17 protein-coding genes and 1 riboswitch are annotated in these 23,510 nt (G+C 73.2%); of the genes, 8 read left to right on the plus strand and 9 right to left on the minus strand.

The genetic code is table 11. From position 1 onward, the window contains the following. Nucleotides 1-53: 53 nt before the first annotated feature. Nucleotides 54-1,865, minus strand: coding sequence for a hypothetical protein (locus tag F6X68_RS15735; RefSeq protein ID WP_151454980.1), 1,812 nt, complete (start codon nucleotides 1,863-1,865; stop codon nucleotides 54-56). Nucleotides 1,866-2,011: 146 nt separating this feature from the next. Continuing rightward, complete coding sequence (locus F6X68_RS15740; protein WP_151454996.1) at nucleotides 2,012-3,583, minus strand: glycosyltransferase family 4 protein; 1,572 nt, start codon at nucleotides 3,581-3,583, stop codon at nucleotides 2,012-2,014. 231 nt (nucleotides 3,584-3,814) lie between these two features. Between F6X68_RS15740 and F6X68_RS15745 the strand changes: the two genes are divergently transcribed. Continuing rightward, nucleotides 3,815-4,990 (plus strand): acyltransferase, encoded by a 1,176-nt coding sequence (locus tag F6X68_RS15745; protein ID WP_151454981.1) that lies wholly within the window; start codon nucleotides 3,815-3,817, stop codon nucleotides 4,988-4,990. 153 nt (nucleotides 4,991-5,143) lie between these two features. Here F6X68_RS15745 and F6X68_RS15750 read toward each other — a convergent pair whose 3' ends face one another. From F6X68_RS15750 to F6X68_RS15765, 4 genes are all read right to left on the minus strand, one after another. Continuing rightward, on the minus strand, nucleotides 5,144-7,708 hold the full coding sequence (locus tag F6X68_RS15750; protein ID WP_151454982.1) for a glycosyltransferase: 2,565 nt from the start codon (nucleotides 7,706-7,708) through the stop codon (nucleotides 5,144-5,146). Between the two features lie 83 nt (nucleotides 7,709-7,791). After that, complete coding sequence (locus tag F6X68_RS15755; protein ID WP_151454983.1) at nucleotides 7,792-8,829, minus strand: Gfo/Idh/MocA family protein; 1,038 nt, start codon at nucleotides 8,827-8,829, stop codon at nucleotides 7,792-7,794. Continuing rightward, nucleotides 8,826-9,935, minus strand: coding sequence for a DegT/DnrJ/EryC1/StrS aminotransferase family protein (locus F6X68_RS15760; RefSeq protein WP_151454984.1), 1,110 nt, complete (start codon nucleotides 9,933-9,935; stop codon nucleotides 8,826-8,828). The genes F6X68_RS15755 and F6X68_RS15760 overlap by 4 nt, the downstream gene beginning before the upstream one ends. A gap of 93 nt (nucleotides 9,936-10,028) precedes the next feature. Next, entirely contained in the window at nucleotides 10,029-10,709 is a 681-nt protein-coding gene (locus tag F6X68_RS15765) for a TetR/AcrR family transcriptional regulator (protein ID WP_151454985.1), read from the minus strand. Nucleotides 10,710-10,860: 151 nt separating this feature from the next. Between F6X68_RS15765 and F6X68_RS15770 the strand changes: the two genes are divergently transcribed. The 4 genes from F6X68_RS15770 to F6X68_RS15785 all read left to right on the plus strand — a co-directional run bounded on the left by F6X68_RS15770 (nucleotide 10,861) and on the right by F6X68_RS15785 (nucleotide 15,976). Further along, nucleotides 10,861-11,757: an ABC transporter permease gene (locus tag F6X68_RS15770; protein ID WP_151454986.1), complete on the plus strand. Its 897-nt coding sequence runs from the start codon at nucleotides 10,861-10,863 to the stop codon at nucleotides 11,755-11,757. Further along, nucleotides 11,750-12,565: an ABC transporter ATP-binding protein gene (locus F6X68_RS15775; protein WP_151454987.1), complete on the plus strand. Its 816-nt coding sequence runs from the start codon at nucleotides 11,750-11,752 to the stop codon at nucleotides 12,563-12,565. The genes F6X68_RS15770 and F6X68_RS15775 overlap by 8 nt, the downstream gene beginning before the upstream one ends. Nucleotides 12,566-12,709: 144 nt before the next feature. Next, entirely contained in the window at nucleotides 12,710-14,212 is a 1,503-nt protein-coding gene (locus tag F6X68_RS15780) for a bifunctional cytidylyltransferase/SDR family oxidoreductase (protein ID WP_151454988.1), read from the plus strand. Between the two features lie 36 nt (nucleotides 14,213-14,248). After that, complete coding sequence (locus F6X68_RS15785) at nucleotides 14,249-15,976, plus strand: CDP-glycerol glycerophosphotransferase family protein (RefSeq protein WP_151454989.1); 1,728 nt, start codon at nucleotides 14,249-14,251, stop codon at nucleotides 15,974-15,976. Nucleotides 15,977-16,043: 67 nt separating this feature from the next. Here the strand turns inward: F6X68_RS15785 and F6X68_RS15790 are convergent, their stop codons facing one another. From F6X68_RS15790 to F6X68_RS15800, 3 genes are all read right to left on the minus strand, one after another. Beyond that, entirely contained in the window at nucleotides 16,044-16,787 is a 744-nt protein-coding gene (locus tag F6X68_RS15790) for an alpha/beta fold hydrolase (RefSeq protein ID WP_151454990.1), read from the minus strand. Nucleotides 16,788-16,892: 105 nt separating this feature from the next. Continuing rightward, complete coding sequence (locus F6X68_RS15795; RefSeq protein ID WP_151454991.1) at nucleotides 16,893-17,738, minus strand: C39 family peptidase; 846 nt, start codon at nucleotides 17,736-17,738, stop codon at nucleotides 16,893-16,895. A gap of 228 nt (nucleotides 17,739-17,966) precedes the next feature. After that, nucleotides 17,967-18,107, minus strand: a riboswitch (cyclic di-AMP (ydaO/yuaA leader). Nucleotides 18,108-18,425: 318 nt separating this feature from the next. After that, nucleotides 18,426-19,673 (minus strand): acyltransferase, encoded by a 1,248-nt coding sequence (locus F6X68_RS15800; RefSeq protein WP_151454992.1) that lies wholly within the window; start codon nucleotides 19,671-19,673, stop codon nucleotides 18,426-18,428. A 308-nt stretch (nucleotides 19,674-19,981) separates the two neighbouring features. On the opposite strand from F6X68_RS15800, the gene F6X68_RS15805 reads away from it, so the two are divergent. From F6X68_RS15805 to F6X68_RS15815, 3 genes are all read left to right on the plus strand, one after another. Further along, nucleotides 19,982-21,307 (plus strand): polysaccharide pyruvyl transferase family protein, encoded by a 1,326-nt coding sequence (locus F6X68_RS15805; protein ID WP_151454993.1) that lies wholly within the window; start codon nucleotides 19,982-19,984, stop codon nucleotides 21,305-21,307. A gap of 100 nt (nucleotides 21,308-21,407) precedes the next feature. Beyond that, nucleotides 21,408-22,043, plus strand: coding sequence for an alpha-ketoglutarate-dependent dioxygenase AlkB (locus F6X68_RS15810; RefSeq protein WP_151454994.1), 636 nt, complete (start codon nucleotides 21,408-21,410; stop codon nucleotides 22,041-22,043). Between the two features lie 164 nt (nucleotides 22,044-22,207). Then, a partial coding sequence (locus F6X68_RS15815) for a uracil-xanthine permease family protein (RefSeq protein ID WP_151454995.1) occupies nucleotides 22,208-23,510 on the plus strand: 1,303 nt, incomplete at its 3' end.

The following is a 23,510-nucleotide window of genomic DNA, read 5'->3' on the forward strand; positions in this document are numbered from 1 at the left end:
ACACCGCGGTCGGACCGGGGCAGCAGCCCCCGGAGTAGGAACCGCCCGGGCGGTCAGCGGGTCAGCGGGCGGACGTCCCAGAGCCAGACGTCGTCGACGCGGCGGCCCGGACCGAAGCACGCGTCCAGCACCGCGCGGAGCGCCTCGGCGCGGGGATGCCGGGGCAGCGCCACGGCGTCCGCCCGCCAGTGCCGCACGTCCAGCTCCGCCTGCGCGCGTTCCGCGGGGGTGATGGTGACCGGCGCCGGGCGTTCCCCGGTGGCCACCTGGGTCAGCAGGACCGCGGTGGACCGGGGATCCACCCCCCACCGGCCGGTGTCGTCGGTGGGCGAGGTCGGTCCGAGGAAGTAGCCCTGTGGCACGGCGAAGCCGGCACCCGCGGCGGCGCCCCAGCGCACCGAGGTCATGTTCTCCACCGGCACCGGCACGAGCGTCCGCCCGGGCGCGACGTGGTCCCGCCACCCGCCGGCGGTGACGAAGTCGGGCACCTCCGGGCGACCCACGGCCGGCAGCGGGGTCGGCAGCAGCGGCACCAGGGCGACGGCCAGCGCCACCGCGACCAGCGGCCGGACCGGCACGACGCCCACCCGGGCCGGGACCCGGCCGGAGAGCAACCGGTCCACCACGATCGCCATGAGCACCCCGAGGGCGGCCGTGGTGATCAGGGCGAAGCGGGCCACCACCATCGCGTCGACCACCGGCAGGCCGTTCAACAGCCGGAACGGCCCGGGGACCCCGGGCCCGCGGACCGCCCAGTTGATCGTGTTGCCCAGCGAGAAGAGCGCCGCCAGCACCGCGGTGAAGCCCAGCACCCGGACCAGGTGCTCCCGGCGCAGCCAGGCCATCGCGGCGACCGCCACCAGCACCAGCGGCCAGCCGTAGAAGCTGGCCTCCTCGGTCACGTTGGCGGCCAGCCGGCGGTCACCCTGCGGGCCGCCGCCGAGCGACTCGGTCGCGTAGCTGAAGTAGGAGGCGAGCCGCAGGGCGTACTTGTCGGGGTCGGTGGGGTGTCCGCTGCGGTGCTGCGGGCCGAGGAACTGCATCCAGAGCGGGTACGCCGTCACCAGCAGGGTCAGCGCGCCGGCGACACCCAGCACGGCCAGCGCCCGGGGAGCCGCGGCCAGCGCCGCCCGGGGCCGGAACAGCACGTGGCCCAGCAGCGCCATCACGCAGGCCAGGGCGAGGATGAAGAGGATCTCGACGCTGACGAAGAACTGCGCGGAGACCAGCGCGCCGAGGATGAGCCCGTCGCGCAGCGGGCGCCCGCCGCGGGTGAGTCGGGCCACCCGCCACACGATGAGCGGGACCAGCCACTGCGCGGTGACGTGCGGGTGACCGTTGCTGTGCGAGATGAGGGCCGGCGCGAAGGCGCAGCAGGCGGCGCCGACCAGCGCCGCCGCGCGGTTGCCGACCACGTGCCGGGAGAGCACCCAGTACCAGGCGAAGCCGGTGCCAGCGAGGTTGAGGGTCATCAGCACCAGGTAGGACAGCGAGGCGCCGCCGAGCAGGGTGACCGGCGCGAGCAGGATGCCGGGCAACTGGATGCCCACGTTGGTCATCAAGTTCACGCCGTCCGGCGCGTTCTGCAACGTCGTGAAGAACGGGTTCTCCAGGTTGGCCACCGCGTGCGCCGCGTGGGCCAGCATCCACTCGTTGAAGTCCTGGTCCGCCGGCTGCGCGCCGAGCACCCGGCCGTGCACGTCGCGCCAGCCCCGGGCGGTCACCCAGAGCGCGCCGGCGAGAAGGACGAACACGGCGACGAGGTCCGGCCGGCGCCAGCGGGACTCCCGGGGCGGATCAGCCGGCGCGCGCTCCTCGGCGGCGTCGGTGGAGAGGTCTGTCGCCGGGGGATGCGCTGCGGTCACGGTGCCCGATCCTACTCATGGGGACACGCTCCACGGTGCCTCCGCTCCGGCCGCATCGCCGCCCACCGCGCCCCGTCGCCGCCGACGGCCGGGCACGCGGTCAGACCCCCGACCTGCCGCGGCCGCTCAAGGGCGGGGCCGTGCGATCAGACCCCCACCTGCCGGGGCGAGTCGGGCGCGGACCCGGCCGCCGGGCGGTGCGCCGGAGCGGGCGGGTGGTCGGGCAGCAGTCGGGAGTAGACACCGTCGAGCACCCGCGCCTGCGACTCCCACGTCCACGACTCCAACAAACCCGGACGCTCGTACGCCTCCCGATAACGCCCCGGATCCCCCAACACCGCACGCACCACCCGCACGAAGTCCCCCACATCCTCCGCCCGGAACACCTCACCCTGCCCCGTCGACCGCACCGCCTCCGCCATCGTCCGCACATCACTGACCACCAACGGCAACCGCGCATGCGAATACTCGAAGAACTTCGTAATCAACGCGATCTCATGATTCGGCCAATGATGAATCGGAATGACCCCCACCGAAGCCCCCGACAAGAACGGCACCACCTGATGATGCGGCACGTACGACAACACGTGCACCCGCTCGGCCACCCCCAACTCACCCGCCCGCACCACCAACCCCTTCACGTACGGGGCGGCGGGGCGGGGCACCACCAGCGCCACGTGCGCGCCGGGCAGCTCGGTGAGCGCCTCGACCATGATGCCGAGGCCCCGCTGTTCCGCGGCGGCACCGCTGTAGACCAGCAGCGGCACGTCCGGCCCGATCCCGCAGAGCTGGCGGATGTCGGGCACCCCGTCGCCGCCGCCCGCCGCGTCCGCGCTGCTCGGGGTGTTGAGCACGACGGTGGGCTGCTCGGGCAGGTGGTGCCGCTCGCGCAGCAGGTCCGCCAGCCCGTCGGAGACGGTGAGCACCGCGTCGGCGTACGGGGCGTACTCCCGCTCGTGGGCCGTGTTGGCCGGCAGCCACCGGGGGCTGTCGTTCCAGCGCCGGATGCCGGGCAGGAACTCGTGGGCGTCCCAGACCAGCGCGACGCGCCGGCCCTTGGCGGCGGCCCGCAGCTTGGCCCGGGCGCCGACCCCGAGCATGCGGAAGTCGTTGGCGTGGATCAGGTCCGGCCGCAGCTTGTCGACCACCGGCCCGTACGCCAGCTCGAAGTCCCACAGCGCCGGGTCGAGCCGGCGCCAGGCGCGGTCTCCGGCCACCGTCTGCCAGAACTTGGTGTAGAGCTGGTCGACCGGGGTGGCCAGGTCCTTGCGTGCCTCCTGGGCCCGGCTGAGCTGGCGTCGACGCAGCGACACCCAGCGGCGCGACACCTTCGTCGCCAGCAGCTCACCCCGCAGCAGCTGCCGGCTCAGCGTCAGCCCGGCGGAGGATCGCCCCTCCCCCCGGGCCTGGCTCAGCGCACCGAGCCGCGCCTCCAGGTCGGCGCGGCGGGCGCGCACCTCCTGCTCGCGCCGGGCGGCGATGCCGGTGGGCGGGTACGCCAGCGGGCCGCGCACCCAGTGGCGGCGGAACTCGTGCGGCGCCCGGGCGAGCGAGGTGGTCATCGGCAGCAGCCGGACCTCGGCCCCGCCGAGCTGCCAGGTCTTGACCTTGCCGGTGGCCGAGCGGCCCAGCAGGACCACGTCCCAGCCGGCCTCGGCGGCCGAGGCGGCGGTCTTCTGCACCCGGGAGTCGCCCTCGACGGCGTTGTCCACGAGCATGACCACCCGACCCCGGGTGGCGGGGGTGGCCGGTCCGGCGGCGCCGTCGGTCATGGGTGTCTCCTCCGTCCGTACGGCCCCGTCGGGCCCCGGCGAGTGTACGGCAGCGGCGGCCGCCCGGACGCCACGCTCCCGGTGCGCCGGGGCGGTCGACGGCCGTCGCGCGGCGGTCGACCCAACGGCTGCGGCAGCGTCGGCGGACACCACCGCCCGGGGCACTAGCATGGCCCGGTGACCGCCTCCCACCCTGTCAACGTCGCGCCGGCCGTCGGGGCCGGCCCCGCACCGTCGCCGGCCCCGCACCGGTCGGACGGCGCCGTCGCCACCGCGCAGCCGGAGGGCCGGGCCGGCGGACCACCACCTCGCGAGTACGGGCTGGACGCGTTGCGGGTCGTGGCGATCTGCGGCGTGGTGGCGATCCACGTCTTCGGCGTCGTCGTCGGCCAGGACGACCTGCGCGGCAACCTCGGCTGGTGGGTCGCGACCGCGATCGACATCGGGGCGATCTGGACCGTGCCCGCGTTCATCATGATCAGCGGGGCGTTCGTGCTCGATCCGCGGGCGCACCGGGCCGGCCCGGCCGCGTTCTACCGCAAGCGGTTCGCCCGGATCCTCCCCGCCATGATCGTCTGGCACGTGGTGTACGTGGTCGTGGTGCGGATGGCCATGCGGGGCGAGGAGGTGAGCCTCACCCTGCTCACCCGGCTGCTGATCGACGGCAAGGTCTTCACCGCGCTGTACTTCCTCTGGCTGATCGCCGGGCTCTACGTGCTCGCGCCCGTCCTCGCGCCGTTCCTGCACGCCGGCGGGCGGCACCGCGCGCTGGTCACCGCCGGGGTGGCGCTGGGCTGGACCATGGTGGCGTACATGATCCCGGGCATCGCCCTGATGCTGGGTGACTCCCGGCCGAACATCCTGACCAGCTGGAACCGGTGGTGGCCGTACGTCGGCTTCTTCATCGCCGGCTGGGCCCTGCGCCGGGTGGTGCTCAACCGGCTCTGGACGACGCTCGCCCTGCTCGGCGCCGGCCTGCTGCTGGCCGAGGCGATCTGGCAGTTCGGGGTGGCGCCCGAGCACCGCCTGCTCCAGGTCACCTTCCCGGTGATGGCGACCGGCACCCTGGTCGCCGCCGCCACCCTGCTGATCTTCATGGCCTCGGTGAGCATCGGGTCCCGGGTCACCTGGCGCCCCGCCGTGGGCCGCCTGGTGACCCGCCTCTCCGACGCCTCGTTCGGGGTGTTCCTGATCCACCTGCTGGTCTTCGAGGTCTTCCGGCAGCTCATCCCCGACGTGGAGGCCGGGCGGTCGCTGGTGGTCATCGGGCTGACCTACCCGGCCGTGCTGGTGATCTCCTTCGCCGTCTCCATGCTGGCGTCGAAGATCCCGTACGTGCGGGCGGTCTTCTGACCGACACCGCCGGCGGTCGGCCGGCAGCGACGACGGCGGCCCGGACGATTGCGATCGTCCGGGCCGCCGCCTGTCGGAGATGGGCCGCCACGCCGACGGCCGCCCGCCTCCCGCAGGCAGCGGGGGACGGGCGGCCGTCGGACCGGCGTGGCCTCAGCCGAGGAACGAGGTGAGCTGGCGGGCCGTCCAGGTGCCGTCGTGGTAGGTGCGGGCGTACTCGGCGGAGGCGAGGCCGATCTTGGCGGTCGCCTCCCGGTCGTCGAGCAGGGACTCGACGACCGTGGTGAGGTCGGTCGGGGTGGCGTTGACGATCGGCAGGTCGCCGCCGACGGTCTTGGTGACCTGCTCGCTGAGGTAGGCCACCACCGGCTTGCCGGCGGCCATCGCCTCCACGGCGAAGGTGCCGAAGCTGCCGGTGGTGAACTGGTCGAGCACCAGGTCGCAGTCGCGGACCAGCTCGCGCATCTCCGCCCAGGCAACCCCCTCGGCCAGCCGCAGCTCGATGACGCCCCGGTCGTGCAGGGCCTGCATCGCCGGCAGGATCCGGTCGGTGCCCTTGGTCCACCGCTTGGAGGGGGCGTGCAGCACCAGCGGGCGGGACCGCTGCATCACCGGCCGGTCGCAGGCCCACGCGTCGACGTCCACCACCAGCGGGGCCCACGTCGCCCAGGGCAGGTCCTCGAGCAGGTCCGGCGTGGTCACGAAGGCCGGCAGCCCGCACTCCTCGGCCACCCGCCGGTTGCGCTCGGCCTTCTTCCGCAGCTTCGCCGCGATGCCGTCGGGCGCGTCGCTGAACAGGGAGAACTCGTGCCGCTGCTGGTGCCGGTCCGGATGCCGGATCTCGCTGCCGTGCGCCAGCAGCGCGACCTTGATCCCGGCCTTGCGCAACGCCGGCAGGTCACCCTCGATGTTGTCGCCGTTGAGCTGGCCGAACAGCGGCATGAACGCGTCCACCAGCACGTGGGTGTACTGGCTTAGCACCCGGTTGACCTGCTCCAGCTGGAAGTCGAGCTCCGGCTGGCGCAGCGAGTCGAGGTAGACGTCCGCCGGGTAGTCGAACGAGCCGGGCAGCTTGTTCATCACCACCTGCACCGACACGTCGGCGTTGTCCCGGCAGATGGCCCTGGCGAAGGCGGCGGCCTGACCGGCGTAGTTGGCCGGGCCGAGGCCGAGGCGGATCGGCGTGTCACCGAGCTCGCGCCAGCCGCCCAGGGGCCGCGGTTCGGCCGTGCCCGTCGACCGTGCGGTGACCGGACGCTCCTGCACCGTCCAGGGCACCTCGCGCGGGCCGGCCGGCGCGACCCCGGAGAGGTCCCGGTAGAGCTGGAGCAGCTTGCTGCTCTGCCGCTCCCAGGACAGCTCGTCGAGGATCGGCTCGCTGATGTGCGCGGCCAGCTCGGCCCGGCGGGCGGTGGCCCGCCGCGTCGCCTCCACGAAGCCCGCCACGTCGCCGGAGGTGAAGGTCTCCCCGATGTCGTGGCCCTCGACGAACGCCCGGACCACCTGCACGTCGCTCGTGACCAGGGGAAGGCCGGCGTGCAGGTACTCGGAGACCTTCGTCGGCAGGGACAGCTCGCAGTTCGGGGTCCGCTGGAACGGGATCAGGCCGAGGTCGGCGGAGCTGAGGTAGTCGGCGACCTCGTACGGCGCGACGTAGGGGACCACGTGCACCCGGTCCCGCGTGCCGGTCGCCTCGGCGCGGGCGAGCAGGTCCTCCAGCAGCGGGGTCATCCGGCCGCTGACCAGGGCCAGGTGGTGCTCCGGCAACTGCGGCAGCGCCGCGATGACGGTGTCCAGCCCGCGTTCCTTGCCGATCCATCCCGCGTACACCATCAGCGGCACGCCCTCGGCGACGCCGGCGCGCTCCCGCACGGAGGCGGTCACGGCGCCGCTGCGGATGCCGTCGCGCACCGGCGAGTTTCCCACCACCATCGGGGTCTTCGGCAGCCCGTACTCGGTCTGGAGCTTCTCCGCGATCTGCTCGGAGACGGTGACCACCGCGTCGGCCCGGCCGATGAACTCCCGCTCGGCGGCCTGCACGCCGCTGGCCTGCTGCGGCTTGGGCCAGGCGACGCCCCGCACGTACTCGTGGGCGTCGTAGAGCCAGACGCAGCCGCGCCCGCGCGCCCGCAGCCGCGCGGCGCTCATCGCCGCCGTCGGGATGGTGTTGATGTCGTTGGCGTGGATGACGTCCGGCTCCAACTCCTCCAGCACCGGCCCGAACGCCAGGTCGATGTCGACAAGCGTCGGCCAGTCGGTCCGCCAGTCGCCGGTCGGCGGCAGCGGCTGGGTGCTGTGGAACTGTTCCCAGCCCCAGGCCCGCAGCCGGAACTGGTGCACCGCCTCGTGCGCCCGCAGCCAGGCGCGCGGCGGAGGGTTGCGCTTCGCCGTCTGCGTCCGGAGCCAGGCCTGGTGCGAGGCGCGGTAGCGGGCCAGGGCGGACTTGTCCGGGATGCCGAACTGCGTCACCGTGCGGCGGATCCGGTGCTCGCGGGCCGGCCGGCGGGACAGGGTCTGCGGCACCGGCACCCGGATGACCTGGATCGGCCCCATGGCGGAGCGCTCCGGCTCGCCCTTCTTGCGGCTGCTCCGGCCCACCAGGACCACGTCCCACCCGTCCCGGGCGGCGGCGATGGCGGTCTTCTGTACGCGGGAGTCGCCGGTGATGCCGTTGGCGACCAGTACGACGAGCCGCGGCGCTCGGCGGGGCGTTGACATGCGCTGTCCTTAGGTGGGAGGAGGGCTGGCGGTGCGAGGTGCCGGACCGCGGCCCGCCGGACGCGGACCGCGGTCGCCCATCGTCAGCGGGTGGGAACGGTGTCCCCCGCCGGGGACGCGGTGCCCGCCCCCACGGTGATCGTGCTGCCGTCGGTCGCGGAGCGCAGGACGGCGCCGGCCACCTCGACCGTACGCAGGCCCTGGCGCAGGGTCACGATGTCGCTCTCCTTGCCCTCGACCGCGTCGCGGAAGCGCTCGTGCTCGACCAGCAGCGGCTCCCGCTTCGGGATCGCGTAGCGCACCATGTCGCCCTCGGCGACGCCGCGGAACGCGCGCAGCGCCTCCCACTCGGTGTCGATGGCGCCGTTGGCGTAGAAGGTGAGGTCGGCGGTGAGGGTGTCGGCGACGAAGCAGCCCCGGTCACCGGTGATCACCGTGGACCGCTCCTTGAGCGGGCTCAGCCAGTTGACCAGGTGGTTGACCATGGTGCCGTCGGCGAGCTGCCCCACCACGGCGACCATGTCCTCGTGCAGCCGGCCGCTGCGCGACACCGTCCGGGCCGACACCGAGGTGTATTCCTGGCCGGTCACCCAGCTGGTCAGGTCGATGTCGTGGGTGGCCAGGTCCATCACCACGCCGACGTCGGCGATGCGGTGCGGGAAGGGACCCTGCCGGCGGGTGACGACCTGGTAGACCTCGCCCAGCTCGCCCGCCTCCAGCCGGGTGCGCAGGTTCTGCAGGGCGGGGTTGTAGCGCTCGATGTGCCCGACGCCGGCCACCAGGCCGGCGGCCTCGAAGGCCTCCACGAGCCGCACCGCCGCGTCCACGCTCTGCGCGAGGGGCTTCTCGATCAGGGCGCTGACGCCGTTGGCGGCCAACTCCAGGCCGACCTGCTCGTGCAGCGCCGTCGGGCAGGCCACCACCGCGTAGTCGACGCCGAGGGCGAGCAGGTCGCCGAGCTCGGGCACGACCGGCGCCCGCAGCGTGCCGGTGGTGTCGCCGGCCGGGTCGACGATGCCGACCAGCTCGACGCCGTCCAGGCCGGCGAGGATGCGGGCGTGGTTGCGGCCCATCGCGCCGAGGCCGATCAGGCCGGCGCGCAGCTTGCGGCCGGCGCTCACCGGGCACCCCCGGCCAGGTTCGCGCCCTCGGCGATGCGCTCCAGCTCGGCCTCGGTCAGCGAGGGGTGCACCGGCAGGGAGACGACCTCGGCGGCGGCCCGCTCGGTCTCCGGCAGGTCCCAGGGGCCGGGCTTGCCGTCCTCGGTCAGGTAGGGCTTGAGCCGGTGGATCGGGGTCGGGTAGTAGACGGCGTTGCCGATGCCCAGCTCGGTCAGGCGCTGCTGGGCGGCGTCCCGGTCGCCCTGCACCCGCACCGTGTACTGGTGGTAGACGTGCCGGGCGGCGTCGGCGACCGGCGGGGTGACCATGCCGGTGATCTTCGAGTCGAGGAACTTGGCGTTCGCCCGGCGCTGCTCGGTCCACTCGCCGAGCTGGCCCAGCTGGACCCGGCCGATGGCCGCGGCGACGTCGGTCATCCGCATGTTCGCGCCGACGATCTCGTTGGCGTACCGCTGCTCCATGCCCTGGTTGCGCAGCAGCCGCAGGGTGCGGGCCAGCTCGGCGTCGCCGGTGCTGACCATGCCGCCCTCCAGGGCGTGCATGTTCTTGGTGGGGTAGAAGCTGAAGCAGCCGGCGGTGCCGAACGCGCCGACCGGGGTGCCGTGCAGCGCGGCGCCGTGCGCCTGGGCGGCGTCCTCGACGACGGCCAGGCCGTGCCGCTCCGCGATCGCCATGATCCGGTCCATGGCGGCGGGGTGGCCGTAGAGGTGGACCGGCATGATCGCCACGGTGCGCGGGGTGACCGCGGCGGCGACCGCCTCCGGGTCGAGGCAGAAGCTGCCCGCCTCGATGTCCACGAAGACCGGCTCGGCGCCGACCAGCCGGACGGCGTTCGCGCTGGCCGCGAAGGAGAACGACGGCACGATGACCTCGTCACCCGGGCCGAAGCCCAGGGCCATGAGGGTGAGCTGCAGGGCGGAGGTGCCCGAGTTCACCGCGACGCAGTGCCGCCCGGCGACCAGCTCGCCGAACTCCTCCTCGAAGGCCGCGACCTCGGGACCCTGCACCACCCGGCCGCTGCGGAGCACCCGGACAGCCGCTTCGATCTCGGCGTCGCCGATGATCGGCCGCGCTGGGGGAATGAACTCTGGGTGCGGCCCAGCCATGGGGCATCCTCCTGTGTCAGATGTGCTCGGGTGGGGGTTCGGGGTGCGATACTAGCCCGTTGCGAATCAGGCCGAGACCGACGAGGTCAACGTTCACGCACCGGCCCGATGGGGTTCAGAAGTGGTCAGGGACCGGGTGTCCCACACCGCTGGCTCGTCGAGGGACGGACCGGTACATGCTACCCGCAGGGCCGCGACGATCGCGGCGGCCATGCGCGTGATCTCCGGCGTGTCAAGAGGTGTCCGCGAAATCGCCAGCCGCCAGTAGACCGGCCCGACGATCAGATCCGCCGCGCCGCGTCGGTCGGCGCCCGCCGGCAGCTCACCCCGCTCGACCGCCCGGCCGATGACGAGCTCGCCGACCCGGTCCTGGTAGCCGGTCAGCGCCTGCTGGAGGGTCTCGGCGATCTGCGGGTTGCGCGCCGCCTCGGCGAGCAGGTCCGGAATGATCTGCGAGGCCAGCGGGTGACGTAGCGCACCGGCGGCCACGAGCAGCAGCAGCTCCACGTCCCCGTGCAGGCTGCCGGCGTCCACCATCGGCAGCTTGCGCCCGGCGACCGCGGAGACCATGTCCAGCACCAGCTCGAGCTTGGAGCGCCACCGGCGGTAGATCGCCGTCTTGCTGACCCCGGCCCGCCGGGCCACCGCCTCTATCGACAACCGTCCGTAGCCGACCTCCGCCAGCTCCTGCGTGACCGCGCGGCGGATGGCCGTGGTGATGTCGTCACGGAGCACCGCCGCACCGGCCGGCACCCGCCTCTTATCGGTCTTCACGTGCAACAATGTAGCGCAGCGACGGTACGGTTGCGTCCCGACGTGTTTTCCACTACGGTTCGCCCGGCGACGAGGCGGCGCTCCGCACTGGCCACGCTCTCCCGTCGTCGCGCGCAACCCGTTGGCACGAAAGAGATCGGAGCGCCTAACCATGGCCAACACCACGGTGGCAGACCCGGATTCCGGGCTCACCGGGGCCCAGCTCGCCCAGCGCTACGGTCTCCGGTTCGCCGGCGAACGGCCGTCCCTGGGCGAATACGCGGGGCAGCTCTGGCGCTACCGGCACTTCATCGCCGCGTACGCCAACGCCAAGCTGGTGGCGTCGTTCAGCAACGCCCGGCTGGGGCAGCTCTGGCAGGTGCTCACCCCGCTGACCAACGCGGCGGTCTACTACCTGATCTTCGGTGTGGTGCTGGAGCAGAACAGGACCCCGAACTTCATCGCCTACCTCTGCACCGGCCTGTTCATCTTCAACTTCACCCAGACCGCGGTGCAGAACGGCACGCAGTCGATCACCAGCAACCTGGGCCTGATCCGGGCCCTGCACTTCCCCCGGGCCTGCCTGCCGCTGGCCGTGACGATCACCCAGTTCCAGCAGCTGCTCGGCTCGATGGTGGTGCTCGTCCTCATCGTGCTGGTGACCGGTGAGCCGATCACCCTGGCCTGGCTGATGCTGCCGCCGGCGATCCTGCTCCAGACGATCTTCAACGCCGGGCTGACCATGGCGATGGCCCGGATGGGCTCGAAGCTGGCGGACCTCAAGCAGGTCATGCCCTTCGTCATGCGCGCCTGGATGTACGGCTCCGGGGTGCTCTACAGCGTGGCGCTCTTCGAGGAGCAGCTGCCCTCCTGGGCCTCCAGGCTGGTCGAGCTCAACCCCGCGCTCGTCTACATCGAGCTGGCCCGGGTCTCGCTGCTGGAGAACACGCCGACGCTCAGCTCCTCCCTGCCCCAGCTCTGGGTGACGGCGCTGGGCTGGGCGATCGTGATGGGCGTCGGAGGTTTCATCTACTTCTGGCGAGGCGAACAGGAGTACGGCCGTGGTTGATCACTTCGAGTCGTCCAACGACGTGACGGTGACGCTGCCCAAGGTGCAGGAGCGCATCCCCACCGTGGTGGTGGACGACGCCCACGTCATCTACCGGATCCACAAGGGCGCCGGTGGGGGCGGCGGCCCGGTCGGCGCGCTCAAGCGGATCATGAGCCGCACCTCGGCGCCGAACATCCAGGAGGTGCACGCGGTCAAGGGGGTCAGCTTCACCGCGTACCGGGGCGAGGCGGTCGGGCTGATCGGCAGCAACGGCTCCGGCAAGTCGACCATGCTGCGCGCCATCGCCGGCCTGCTGCCGGTCAACCGCGGCGCGGTCTACACGCAGGGGCAGCCGTCGTTGCTCGGGGTCAACGCGGCCCTGCTCAACGACCTCTCCGGCGAGCGCAACGTCGTGCTGGGTTGCCTGGCCATGGGCATGTCGCCCGAGGAGGTGCAGCGGCAGACCCCGGAGATCATCGACTTCTCCGGCATCAACCAGCGGGGCGACTTCGCCTCGCTGCCGATGCGCACCTACTCCTCCGGCATGGGGGCCCGGCTGCGCTTCTCCATCGCCGCGGCCAAGAAGCACGACGTGCTGCTCATCGACGAGGCCCTCGCCACCGGCGACAAGATCTTCCGCAAGCGCAGCGAGCGGCGGGTGCGGGAGCTGCGGGAGGGCGCCGGCACGGTGTTCCTCGTCAGCCACCAGCTCTCCTCGATCCGGGACACCTGCGAACGGACGATCTGGCTGGAATCGGGCGTCCTGCGCATGGACGGCCCGACCGACGAGGTCGTCCGGGAGTACGAGGCGTTCAGCGGCAAGTAGCGCCCCGGCGCACGTACGGCATCCGCCCGGTGCCGGCCGACCGCGTCGCCCCGTGGGGGCGGCGCGGTCCGCGCGTTAAGGTTCATCCGGTCGCCGCGCGGGCGGAACCTTCTGTTCACGCACCCTGAGAGTGAGGCTTCGGCAATGACGCAGGACCACACCACCGGCCCGGACGCCGCACCGGAGGACCCGGCGCCATGGCGGCCCTCGCGGACGGTGGCGGTGGTGCTGGCCGGCGGCACCGGGACCCGGCTGGGCCTCGGCATCCCGAAGCAGCTGCTGAAGATCGCCGGTAAGCCGATCATCGAGCACACCCTGGCGGTCTTCGAGGCGGCGCCCGAGATCGACGAGATCGTCGTGCTGATGGCCACCGGCCACGTCGCCGACGCGCAGCAGATCGTCGACAAGGCCGGCTTCCGCAAGGTCACCAAGGTGATCGAGGGCGGCGACACCCGCAACGCCACCACCCGCATCGCGCTCGACGCCGTCGGCGAGGGCGACTGCAACATCCTCTTCCACGACGCGGTGCGGCCCCTGGTCAGCGGCCGGATCGTGCGGGAGTGCGTGAACGCGCTCTGGACGTACTCGGCGGTCGACGTGGCCATCCCGTCGGCCGACACGATCGTCCAGGTCGACGAGGACGACTGCATCACCGACATCCCCGTGCGCTCCTCGCTGCGCCGGGGCCAGACCCCGCAGGCGTTCCGCTCGGGCACCATCCGCGCGGCCTACCGGCTCGCCGAGGACGACCCGCACTTCGCCGCCACCGACGACTGCGGGGTGGTGCTGCGCTACCTGCCCGGCACGCCGATCAAGGTCATCGACGGCTCCGACGAGAACATCAAAGTCACCCACCCGGTCGACGTGCACCTGGCGGACAAGCTGTTCCAGCTCGCCGCCGCGCAGGCACCCCGGGTGACCGACGAGCGCAGCTACACCGAGGAGCTGACCGGCCGGACCATCGTCATCTTCGGCGGCAGCTACGGCATCGGCCACGACCTCGCCGTGCTGGCCCGCCGCTACGGCGCGCAGGTCTTCCCGTTCAGCCGCTCCAGCACCGGCACCCACGTCGAGCGCGCCGAGGACGTCGAGGCGGCGCTGAAGACCGCCTTCGAGGCCACCGGCCGGATCGACCACGTGGTGGTCACCGCCGGCATCCTGGAGAAGGGTCCCCTGTCCGAGATGGACCAGGAGACCATGGACCGGGTGCTCCAGGTCAACTTCGTGGGGCCGGTCATCGTGGCCCGTCAGTCGCTGCCCTACCTCCAGCAGACCAAGGGCCAGCTGCTGCTCTACACCTCCAGCTCCTACACCCGGGGCCGCGCCGACTACGCGCTCTACTCCTCCACCAAGGCGGCCCTGGTCAACCTCACCCAGGCGCTCTCCGACGAGTGGGCGGAGTTCGGCGTACGGGTCAACTGCGTCAACCCCGAGCGGACCGCGACGCCGATGCGCACCAAGGCGTTCGGCGAGGAGCCGGAGCACACCCTGCTCGCCGCCGAGACCGTGGCCCAGGCGTCGCTGGACGTGCTGATCTCGGACCTGACCGGCCAGGTCATCGACGTGCGTCGCGCGCCCGGCGAGGTGCCGGCCCAGCCGGGGCCGGCGCGGGCCGAGCGGGACGCCAGCCCGGCCGACGCCGGCTGACGCGGATTTCGGGCCACGGCGGGAAACGGAGCCGACATGCGTGGTGACCTGGTTCGGAAGCTGCTCGCCCGCGCGCTGGCCACCGGCCTGGCGGTGCTGGCGTTCCTCGTCGTCGCGCTGACCGGCGCGACCGGCTGGGGGCTGGGGCTGGCGGTGGCCGCCCTCGCGGCGGCCACCTGGGAGCGGCGGGTGCGCCCGGGCGCCGACAACGCCGCCGAGACCACGCTGGTCGCGGCGGCGATCCTGGTCGGCTACGCCCGCCGCCTCGACGCCGGGTTCGACCCCGCGCTGGCCGTGACCGCGCTGGCCCTGCTGGGGCTGGTGCTGCTGGTCAACCCGCTCCGCGACGCCGGCGGCCTGGAGGTGCGCGCCGCGAACCTGCCGGTGCGCTCGTGGACGCCGCTGGTCGCCGCCCGCCTCGGCGACGCGCTGGCGGTGCTGCTCGCCCTGCTGGCGCTGGCGGCCGTCGCGGGCCTGCCCGCCGGTGTCGCGCTGACGGCCGTCGCCCTGGTCGCCGCCGGTGCCGCGGCGGTCGGGCTGGACCTCGCCCGGCGCAAGTTCCGGCCGGGGGCCGGCGGCTCGGCGGTGTCCCGCGCGCTGCGCCGGCACCAGCCCGAGTTCCTGCTCCACTTCTCCGCGCCGCCCGGCTCGGAGTACCAGGTCACCATGTGGCTGCCGTACCTGGAGCGGATCGGCCGGCCGTTCCTGGTGATGGTGCGCGAGCCGGAGTTCCTGCCCCTGGTCGCCGCGGCCACCAGCGCGCCCGTGGTCTACTGCCCCACCACCAGGGCCATGGACGAGGCGCTGGTGCCGAGTCTGCGGGTGGCGTTCTACGTCAACCACGGCGCGAAGAACAGCCACTGCATCCGCTACACCCAGCTGACCCACGTCCAGCTGCACCACGGCGACAGCGACAAGGCCCCCAGCGCCAACCCGGTCTCGGCGATCTTCGACCGGATCTTCGTCGCCGGCCAGGCCGCCATCGACCGGTACGCCCGCGCCGGGGTGGACATCCCGGCGGAGAAGTTCGTCGTCGTCGGCCGCCCGCAGGTCGAGTCGATCGAGGTACGCCCGGAGCCGGCGCACGGGCGGGCCAACCCGACCGTGCTCTACACGCCGACCTGGACGGGGCACAACGCGGACGCGAACTACTGCTCCCTGCCGGTGGCCGAGACGCTGCTGCGCCGGCTGCTCGACCGGGGCGCGACGGTGATCCTGCGGGCCCACCCGTACACCTCGCAGAACCCGGCCTCCGCCCGGCAGCTGGGCCGGCTCACCGAACTGCTGGCCGCGGACCGGGCCCGCAGCGGCCGGCAGCACGTCTTCGGGGCCGCCGCCAGCCGGGAGCTGACCCTGACCGAGTGCGTGAACCGCTCGGACGCGCTGGTCTCCGACGTGTCCGGGGTGATCTCCGACTACCTCTACTCCGGCAAGCCGTACGCGGTGACCGACATGGTGGACTCCGGCGACCGGTTCCCCGAGCAGTTCCCGCTCGCCGGGTCGGGCTACGTGCTGCGGCGCGACATGGCGAACGTGGACGAGGTGCTGACCGCGCTGCTGGACACCGATCCGCTGGCCTCGGCGCGGTGGGTCACCCGGAGCCGCTACCTGGGCGACTTCCCCGCCGAGTCGTACGCCGAGGCGTTCCTGGAGGCCGCACGGCGCCAGCTCGACGAGGGCTGGAAGACGCCCGCCCCGCGCACGGGCGGCGCGACCGGCCTGCCGCTCGACCCGGACGAGGCGACCCTCTCCCCCGCCACCTGACGCACCGGCCGGGAGGCACACCGGTCGCGACGGCGGATCTCCGGGTCGGGCCGTTCGCGGGGCACCGTCAGCGGTACGGCTCGACGAGGTCCAGGACCGCTTCGGGGGCCTCGACGTGGGCGTTGTGCCCGAGGCCGGGCAGGGTGGCGACCGGCACCCCCAGCTCCGTGAGCTGGGCGTCGGTGACCATGGGGTCGTGCTCGCCGCGGGCCAGCAGCACGGGCACGTCGGTCGCCGCCAGCAGGGCGGGCAGGTCCGGCGCGCCCACGCCGAACGCGGCCGGGTCCATCGCCAGCCGCCAGCGGCCGTCGACCTGCCGCAGCCCCGCCTCCACCACGGGGTGCTCCGGGGCGAAGAGCCCGGTCAGGCCGGCCACCCGCAGGTAGCGGCGGGCCGCCTCGTCCCGGCTGGCGAACCAGGTCACCGGCCGGGCCGCCAGCTCACCCGCCTTGGCCAGCTCCGCCGGCGACCAGACGGCCTTGATGCCGAGCCCGACGACGGCGTCGACGGGCAGCCCGGCGCCCCGGGCGGCCAGCGCCAGCCCGACCACCCCGCCGAGGGAGTGCCCCAGCACGACGAGCCGGTCCCCCGCCGCGAGCCCCGCGCCGATCCGCGCGGCCAGCCCCGGGAAGGAGTACTCCGGCAACGGCGGCGACCAGCCGTGGCCGGCGAGGTCGGGCGCCAGCCACCGCCCCGCCCACCGACGCTCCAGCAGCGGCGCCCAGGGCAGCCACACGTCGCCGGTCGCGCCCATGCCGTGCAGCAGCAGAAGCACCCTCCGGCCGTCCCGCTCACCCGACTCATCGACCATGGGCGCAGTGTGCCACCCGTCGGACGCCGCGGGCGAGGGCCGTGACCCGGACACGACATCGGGCGCCGACCCCCCGGGTGGGGAGCCGACGCCCGACGGCGTCGCTCAGGCGGAGTAGCCGCGGGTGGCGGCCCAGTTCGCCAGGGCGATGGTGCTGATCCAGTACGACGCGGTCGCCGGGTTCGCCGAGTCGGCGATCTTCACCAGCCGCCCCTCGTCCTGGTAGCCGACCACCGCGATGTAGTGGCCGCCGGGGAAGGAGTGCCAGCCGCCGTCGGTGTCCGTGGCGCTGCCGGCGACGTTGACCACGACGCCCCGCCCGTCGGTGATGGCCGCGACGACGTCGGCCTGGAGCCGGTCCATCTGGGCCGGGGTGGCGGCGCCACCGGGGATCATCCGGGTCCGGTACGGGTCGCCCTTCACCGTCGCGTTCAGCACCCGGGTGGTGTCCTGGGCCGAGTCGGTGCCCATCTGGTCGGTGCCCAACTGGGCACCGAGGGCGTCCTGGCTGCGCGCGATGCCGGCGGCGCTGAGGGCGTGCCGGACGGCCGCCGGACCACAGTTGTAGAAGGTGGTCTGGGCCTGGTAGTCGTAGTCCAGGCTCTTGGCGGCCGGAGGCTTCGGCGGCTCCGGCTTGCGGGTCAGGTCCGGGTCCGGGGCGGCGCTGGACGCGCTGGCCGACGGGGCGGCGCTGGACGCGGCCGGGGCGGCGCTGGACGGGGCGGGCGCGACCCGGGCCTGGCTGCGCGAGGCCGACGCGTCGTCCCGCAGTTCGGTCGCGGCCACCGGGGCCTGCGCGGCGGCGGGGGCCTCGTCGGTTCCGGCCAGCAGCGCGACCGTGCCCGACGCCAGCACGAGCGCCGCGGCGGACGCGGCGGCCAGCTGGTACGGACGCTCGGACGTGAGGCGACGCAGCTGTCGCTTGAGGTGGTGCTTCACGGTTTCCTCCACGGGCTCGGGGTGAGCGGCCGTCGGTCCGCGCCGAGGGCAGGGCGGACCGACCGCGCGGACGGGCGTCCGGGCGGGTGGTGGGCCACTCAGGGGATGCGCCCGGGACGCCGGGCGACGGACGGTGACCGGTGGGTCAGCTCATGACCTGCGGGCGGACGAGCGCGGTCACCGCGGCGCCGTGGAGACGGCGGCACAACCGAGGGGTGTACGGGTGTGGCATGACGATGGAACTCCTTCCGACACCGCCGACCGGGTTAGCTGACGGATTCGGGCGGGAAGAACGCCCTACCACGGGCCCACGGCCCACGGATTCACCCCAACGAGCACTGGGTCCCCGGTTCGTCGTTCACGATTAGGCGGGTCGGCGCGGCGTCGCCTCTGGCGATCGGGTACCGCACCGGACGCGCCGACATTACTGGCCGGTCCGCGCCCTGCCAACCCCGTCCCACCTGCCTAAACCTTGATCGGCAGACAATTTTTGCGGGCACTTCGCCACTGACGCGACTCAATGGGACGACCGTTTCTGCGCGCACCTCCGGGCGACAACGGGACAAGTGGCGGACATCGGCGCCGAAACCCCGGCAGGAATCGACCGGGCCGCGCCCGATGACCGGTTCGCCGACGTGGTGACCGGCGTCACCGAAACGGCCGGGATTTCGTCGGCGGACACTCCGGTCGCCGGGGCGCTCAGCGCGAGTCGGCGTACGTCGGCCGGTGGCCGTCCTGCGGGTCGGCGGCCCGGGGGCGCGGCACGGCGTTGCCCCGGTCTCCCGGCGCCGCCCCGGGGCCGCCGGGGTCCTGCCCGGCGCCGTCCCCGCCCCGCGGCGCCCGGGCCGACCTGCGCGGGGTGAGCAGCCGCATCATCGGCGTCTCGACGAGACGGTGCAACAGGCCGGCCAGGGCCAGGTTGACCAGCAGGAAGCCGAGCACCACCGCCAGCCCCGACCAGCCGGTGAAGCCGACACCCCAGTCGCCGGTGAGCCGCAGGACGGTGATCATCACGAGGACGTGCACCAGATAGAAGGCGAAGGAGACCTCGCCCAGCCAGATCATCGGCCGGGACCGCCACGGCGAGCGCCGCCCGCGCACGTCCGCGTCCGCCGCCGCGGCGATGACCAGGATGTACGCGACCGAGAGCAGCGCCGCCCACAGTTCGGCGCGGACCCACTGCGCGGCGACCACCCAGGTCGCCACGAAGAGCAGGCTGGCCAGCGGCAGGCCCGGCCCGCGCCACCGGCCACGCCGCATCAGCTCGGCGGCGGCGACGCCCATCCAGAACTCCAGCGACCGCACCGGCGGGAAGATCTGGGTGAACCACCAGCGGCTCTCCTCGGGCACCAGCGCCTGGGCCGGCCAGAGCGCCAGGATGAGCAGCGGCACCGCGACCACGACGGCCCACAGGGCCCACGGTCGGGCCCGGCGGATCAGCGGCAGCGCCAACGGCAGGCAGAGGTAGAAGAAGAACTCGCAGGACAGCGACCAGCTGACCGTGTTGATGCTGTAGAAGTGGCCCGGCCGCGGGTCCCACGCCTGGAGGAGGAACAGGTTCTCCACCGCGACGAACCGGTCCACGGGGTCGGCGAACCAGGCCGCGACCGCCAGGGCCGCCACCCACAGCACCACGTGGCTCGGCCAGATCTTGGCCACCCGGCGCCGCCAGAACGCCCGACGGGTGTCGGTGGGTCGGGCCGACCAGACCAGCACGAAGCCGCTGAGGATGAAGAAGAACTGCACGCCCGACAGCCCGAGTGCGAAGGCCCAGTCCACGACGGCCTTCTGGCCGGGCTCGGCGATGATGCCCATCGTCGCGACGTGGAACCCGAAGACGAGCAGGGCGGCGACCCAGCGCAGCCCGGTCAGCGACGGCAGGCGGCTGGCCGGGGACGCGGGCCGGGCGGCGGGCGCGACGGTCGCGACGGTCGCGGCGTCGTTCATGCCGGCATCCCGACGATCCGCAGGGTCACCAGCACGTACGTCTCCTCCTCGACCCCGTCCTCAGGCGCCCCGAGGGGCCCGTGGCGGTCCGCCGGTCGGCGCCGCCCCGCCGGGCACCCTACCCGCCGGGCCTGAGGCTCTGTTCCGTCCCGTCCGCGAGTGCCCGTTCTGTCCCGTGGGGGAGTCCCGTTCCTCCCGTCCCTCCGTGACCGTTGCGTCCCCATCCGTGACGGCGGTGGCGGGCATCCGGGTTCCGGCCGATCGGGTGGCTAGTATTCCCAGACCCGGAGGTGACGAGAGGCGGGCGAATGCACAAGCGAATCCTGATGCGGGCGAAGAAGGGCCCGTTCGACGTCTACTCGCCGGAGGAGACGCACGAGCGGAACTGGATCGGCGACAACAACGGCAACCTCGTCTTCAGCCACGCCGCCCACAAGCTCCTGCGCACCGCCACCGCCGAGATCACCTCGACCGAGTTCAGGATCGACCCGCGCGACGCCGACATGATCAACGAGCGGTACGACGTCTACGTCGTACCGCTCGCCAACGCCTTCCGCCGCAGCTACGCCCACCGCGTCGAGGCCATGACGAAGCTCATCGAGCAGCTGAAGATCCCGGTGGTGGTGCTCGGGGTGGGCGTACAGACCGACATCAACGGCGACCGGGAGTACCTCCGCCCGATCGACGACGTCGTGACCCGGTTCGTACGGGCGGTCCTCGACCGCTCGCACAGCATCGGCGTACGCGGCGAGATCACCCGTGACTACCTGCGCACCCTGGGCTTCTCGGCCGTCGACGTGATCGGCTGCCCGTCGATGTTCCTGCACGGCGACAGCCTGCGGGTGGAGAAGAGGAAGGCGTCCCTGTCGCCCGACGACAGGCTCGCGCTCACCGTCTCCCCGTACGTCACGTCGATGGCGGAGATCATCGCCCGGCACCACGAGCGGTACCCGAACCTGCGCTACCTGCCGCAGGACCTCAAGACGCTCGGCACGCTCCTCTACGGCGACGCCCCCGGGGACCGGGGCAGGACCAGCAAGATCCCGATCCACACCTCGCACCCGCTGTTCACCGAGGACAAGGTGCGGATGTTCGTCGACCCCTGGACCTGGATGGACTACCTCTCCGGGTTCGAGTTCGCGTTCGGCACCCGCATCCACGGCACCATCACCGCGCTGATCGCCGGCACGCCCGGCTACCTCTTCGCGCACGACTCGCGCACCCTGGAACTCGCCCGGTACTTCGAGATCCCGCACCGGGTCATGAAGGACGTGCCGGTCGACGTCGACGCCGCCCAGCTCTACGCGGAGGCGGACTACACGGCGCTCAACGCCGGCCACAGGTCACGCTACGAGACGATGCTGGCCTTCCTCGCCAAGCACGACCTGGGCCACGCCTTCGCCGACGGCGACAGCGCGGCCCGGTTCGACGCGCAGGTGCGCTCCACCGCCTTCCCGCCCGCCGTACGCCCCGCCGCCGCGACCGCCCCCGACGCGCTGCTGGAGCGGATCCAGTGGCTGCGCGACCGCAACGTCGAGCTGCGCAAGGAGACGGAGACGCTGCGCGGGCAGCGCCTGCAGACCCGGGTCAAGCAGGTGATCGGTGGCCGGGTGCGCCGCATACTGAGCCGCTGAGGCGGGGTTCGCACCGCCCGACCGGCCGCCCCTCACCGGCGACCGGCGGGCGGTCGACGCGTCCGTACACCTGTACCAACATGGCGGGTACGCTGGACGGATGACCGGGGCCGCCTACCAGCCGTCGATGTTCGACCTCACCGCCGCCGGACCGTCGCTCAGCCCGCTGGCCGACCGGCTGCGCCGGCACCCGCTCACCCACGGCGCGTGGGTCGACCATCTCCCCGGCTGGGTCACCGGCTCCGACCAGGTCTTCGACGTCCTGCTGCGAGACGTCCCCTGGCGGGCCGAGCGCCGCACGATGTACGACGCCGAGGTCGACGTGCCCCGGCTGCTCTGCTGGTACGCCGGGCACCGCCCGCTGCCGCACCCGCTGCTCACCGAGGCGCGCGCCGCCCTCACCCGGCACTACGCCCCCGAGCTCGGCGAGCCCTTCGTCACCGCCGGCATGTGCCTCTACCGCTCCGGCCGGGACAGCGTCGCCTGGCACGGCGACACCCAGGGCCGCTCCGCGCACACCGACACCATGGTCGCCATCGTCTCGTTCGGCTCGCCGCGCGCACTGCTGCTGCGGCCCCGTGGTGGCGGCGACAGCCTGCGCTTCCCACTCGGCCACGGCGACCTCGTGGTGATGGGCGGTTCCTGCCAGCGCACCTGGGAGCACGCCGTGCCCAAGACCACCCGCCCCGTCGGGCCCCGCGTCAGCGTCCAGTTCCGCCCCGCCGGCGTCGCCTGACCCGCCCGACGGGCGGCAACGGTTCGCGGGCCCGCACGGCCCCGCCCATGCCACCAGCCGAACCCCTGCCGGGCCACCGGCCGGGCCGAGCCGGGCCTCTGCTAGAAACGACTCCTGGGTTTCACCTGCGCCCCCGTCACCTCTCCAGACGCGAAGGGCGTTCCATGACCCAGTCCTCCACCGAGCCGCGCTCCCGTTGGTCCGCGTGGGCGGTCCACGGCGACGGCCGGTCCATCCGCCCCGGCGACGTGGTCCACCCCGACGAACGCCTCTCCTGGCCGCGCACCCTCGGCGTCGGCGTGCAGCACGTCGTCGCGATGTTCGGCGCGACCTTCACGGTGCCGCTCATCACCGGCTTCCCGCCGGCCACCACGCTCTTCTTCTCCGGGCTCGGCACGCTGCTGTTCCTGCTGATCACCGGCAACCGGCTGCCCTCGTACCTCGGCTCGTCCTTCGCCTTCATCGCGCCGGTGCTGGCGGCCAAGGCCGGCGGCGACATCGGCCCGGCGCTCGGCGGCATCGTCGTCGCCGGCGTGGCGCTGGCCGCCGTCGGGCTGGTCGTCCAGCTCGCCGGGTCGCGCTGGATCGACGCGCTGATGCCACCCGTGGTCACCGGGGCGATCGTCGCGCTGATCGGCCTGAACCTCGCCCCGGTCGCCTGGGACGGCGACGGGAGCGGCACCGGCGTGAAGGCGCAGCCGCTGATCGCGGTGGTGACGCTGGCCGCCATCCTGCTCGCCACGGTGGCCTTCCGGGGCTTCCTGGCCCGCCTGTCCATCCTGCTGGGGGTGGTGGTCGGCTGGGTCCTCGCCGCCGTGCTCGGCGACCTGGACCCGAAGGCGGTCGACGGCCTGCGGGACGCCGCCTGGGTCGGCCTGCCCGAGTTCCACGCGCCGAGCTTCAGCCTGCGCGCGGTCGTGCTGGTGATCCCGGTGATCCTGGTGCTGATCGCCGAGAACGCCGGGCACGTCAAGGCGGTCGCCGCGATGACCGGCCGGAACCTGGACCGGGACATGGGCCGGGCGTTCATGGGCGACGGGTTGGCCACGATGCTCGCCGGCTCCGGCGGCGGCTCCGGCACGACCACCTACGCGGAGAACATCGGCGTGATGGCGGCGACCCGGGTCTACTCCACCGCCGCGTACTGGGTGGCCGGCCTGACGGCGGTCCTGCTCGGGCTCAGCCCGAAGTTCGGCGCGCTGATCCTCACCGTGCCGGCCGGCGTCCTCGGCGGCGCCACCACCGCCCTGTACGGCCTGATCGCCATCCTCGGCGCGCGGATCTGGATCGAGAGCCGGGTGGACTTCCACGACCCGGTGAACCTGATGACCGCCGCCGTCGCGGTGATCGTCGGCGCGGCCAACTACACCCTCACCGCCGGCGACCTCTCGTTCAACGGCATCGCCCTCGGCACCGCCGCCGCCCTCGCCGTCTACCACGGCATGCGCCTGGTAACCCACCTACGCA

Origin of the sequence: Micromonospora sp. AMSO12t (assembly GCF_008806585.1) — a bacterium.
Classification (GTDB): Bacteria; Actinomycetota; Actinomycetes; order Mycobacteriales; family Micromonosporaceae; genus Micromonospora; species Micromonospora reichwaldensis.

Coding starts and splice junctions, on each gene's coding strand:
- F6X68_RS15770 (WP_151454986.1), top strand. CDS start 10,861: ATGGCCAACACCACGGTGGCAGACCCGGATTCCGGGCTCACCGGGGCC.
- F6X68_RS15760 (WP_151454984.1), bottom strand. CDS start 9,935: ATGGCTGGGCCGCACCCAGAGTTCATTCCCCCAGCGCGGCCGATCATC.
- F6X68_RS15810 (WP_151454994.1), top strand. CDS start 21,408: ATGACCGGGGCCGCCTACCAGCCGTCGATGTTCGACCTCACCGCCGCC.
- F6X68_RS15800 (WP_151454992.1), bottom strand. CDS start 19,673: ATGAACGACGCCGCGACCGTCGCGACCGTCGCGCCCGCCGCCCGGCCC.
- F6X68_RS15805 (WP_151454993.1), top strand. CDS start 19,982: ATGCACAAGCGAATCCTGATGCGGGCGAAGAAGGGCCCGTTCGACGTC.
- F6X68_RS15790 (WP_151454990.1), bottom strand. CDS start 16,787: ATGGTCGATGAGTCGGGTGAGCGGGACGGCCGGAGGGTGCTTCTGCTG.
- F6X68_RS15740 (WP_151454996.1), bottom strand. CDS start 3,583: ATGCTCGTGGACAACGCCGTCGAGGGCGACTCCCGGGTGCAGAAGACC.
- F6X68_RS15750 (WP_151454982.1), bottom strand. CDS start 7,708: ATGTCAACGCCCCGCCGAGCGCCGCGGCTCGTCGTACTGGTCGCCAAC.
- F6X68_RS15780 (WP_151454988.1), top strand. CDS start 12,710: ATGACGCAGGACCACACCACCGGCCCGGACGCCGCACCGGAGGACCCG.
- F6X68_RS15785 (WP_151454989.1), top strand. CDS start 14,249: ATGCGTGGTGACCTGGTTCGGAAGCTGCTCGCCCGCGCGCTGGCCACC.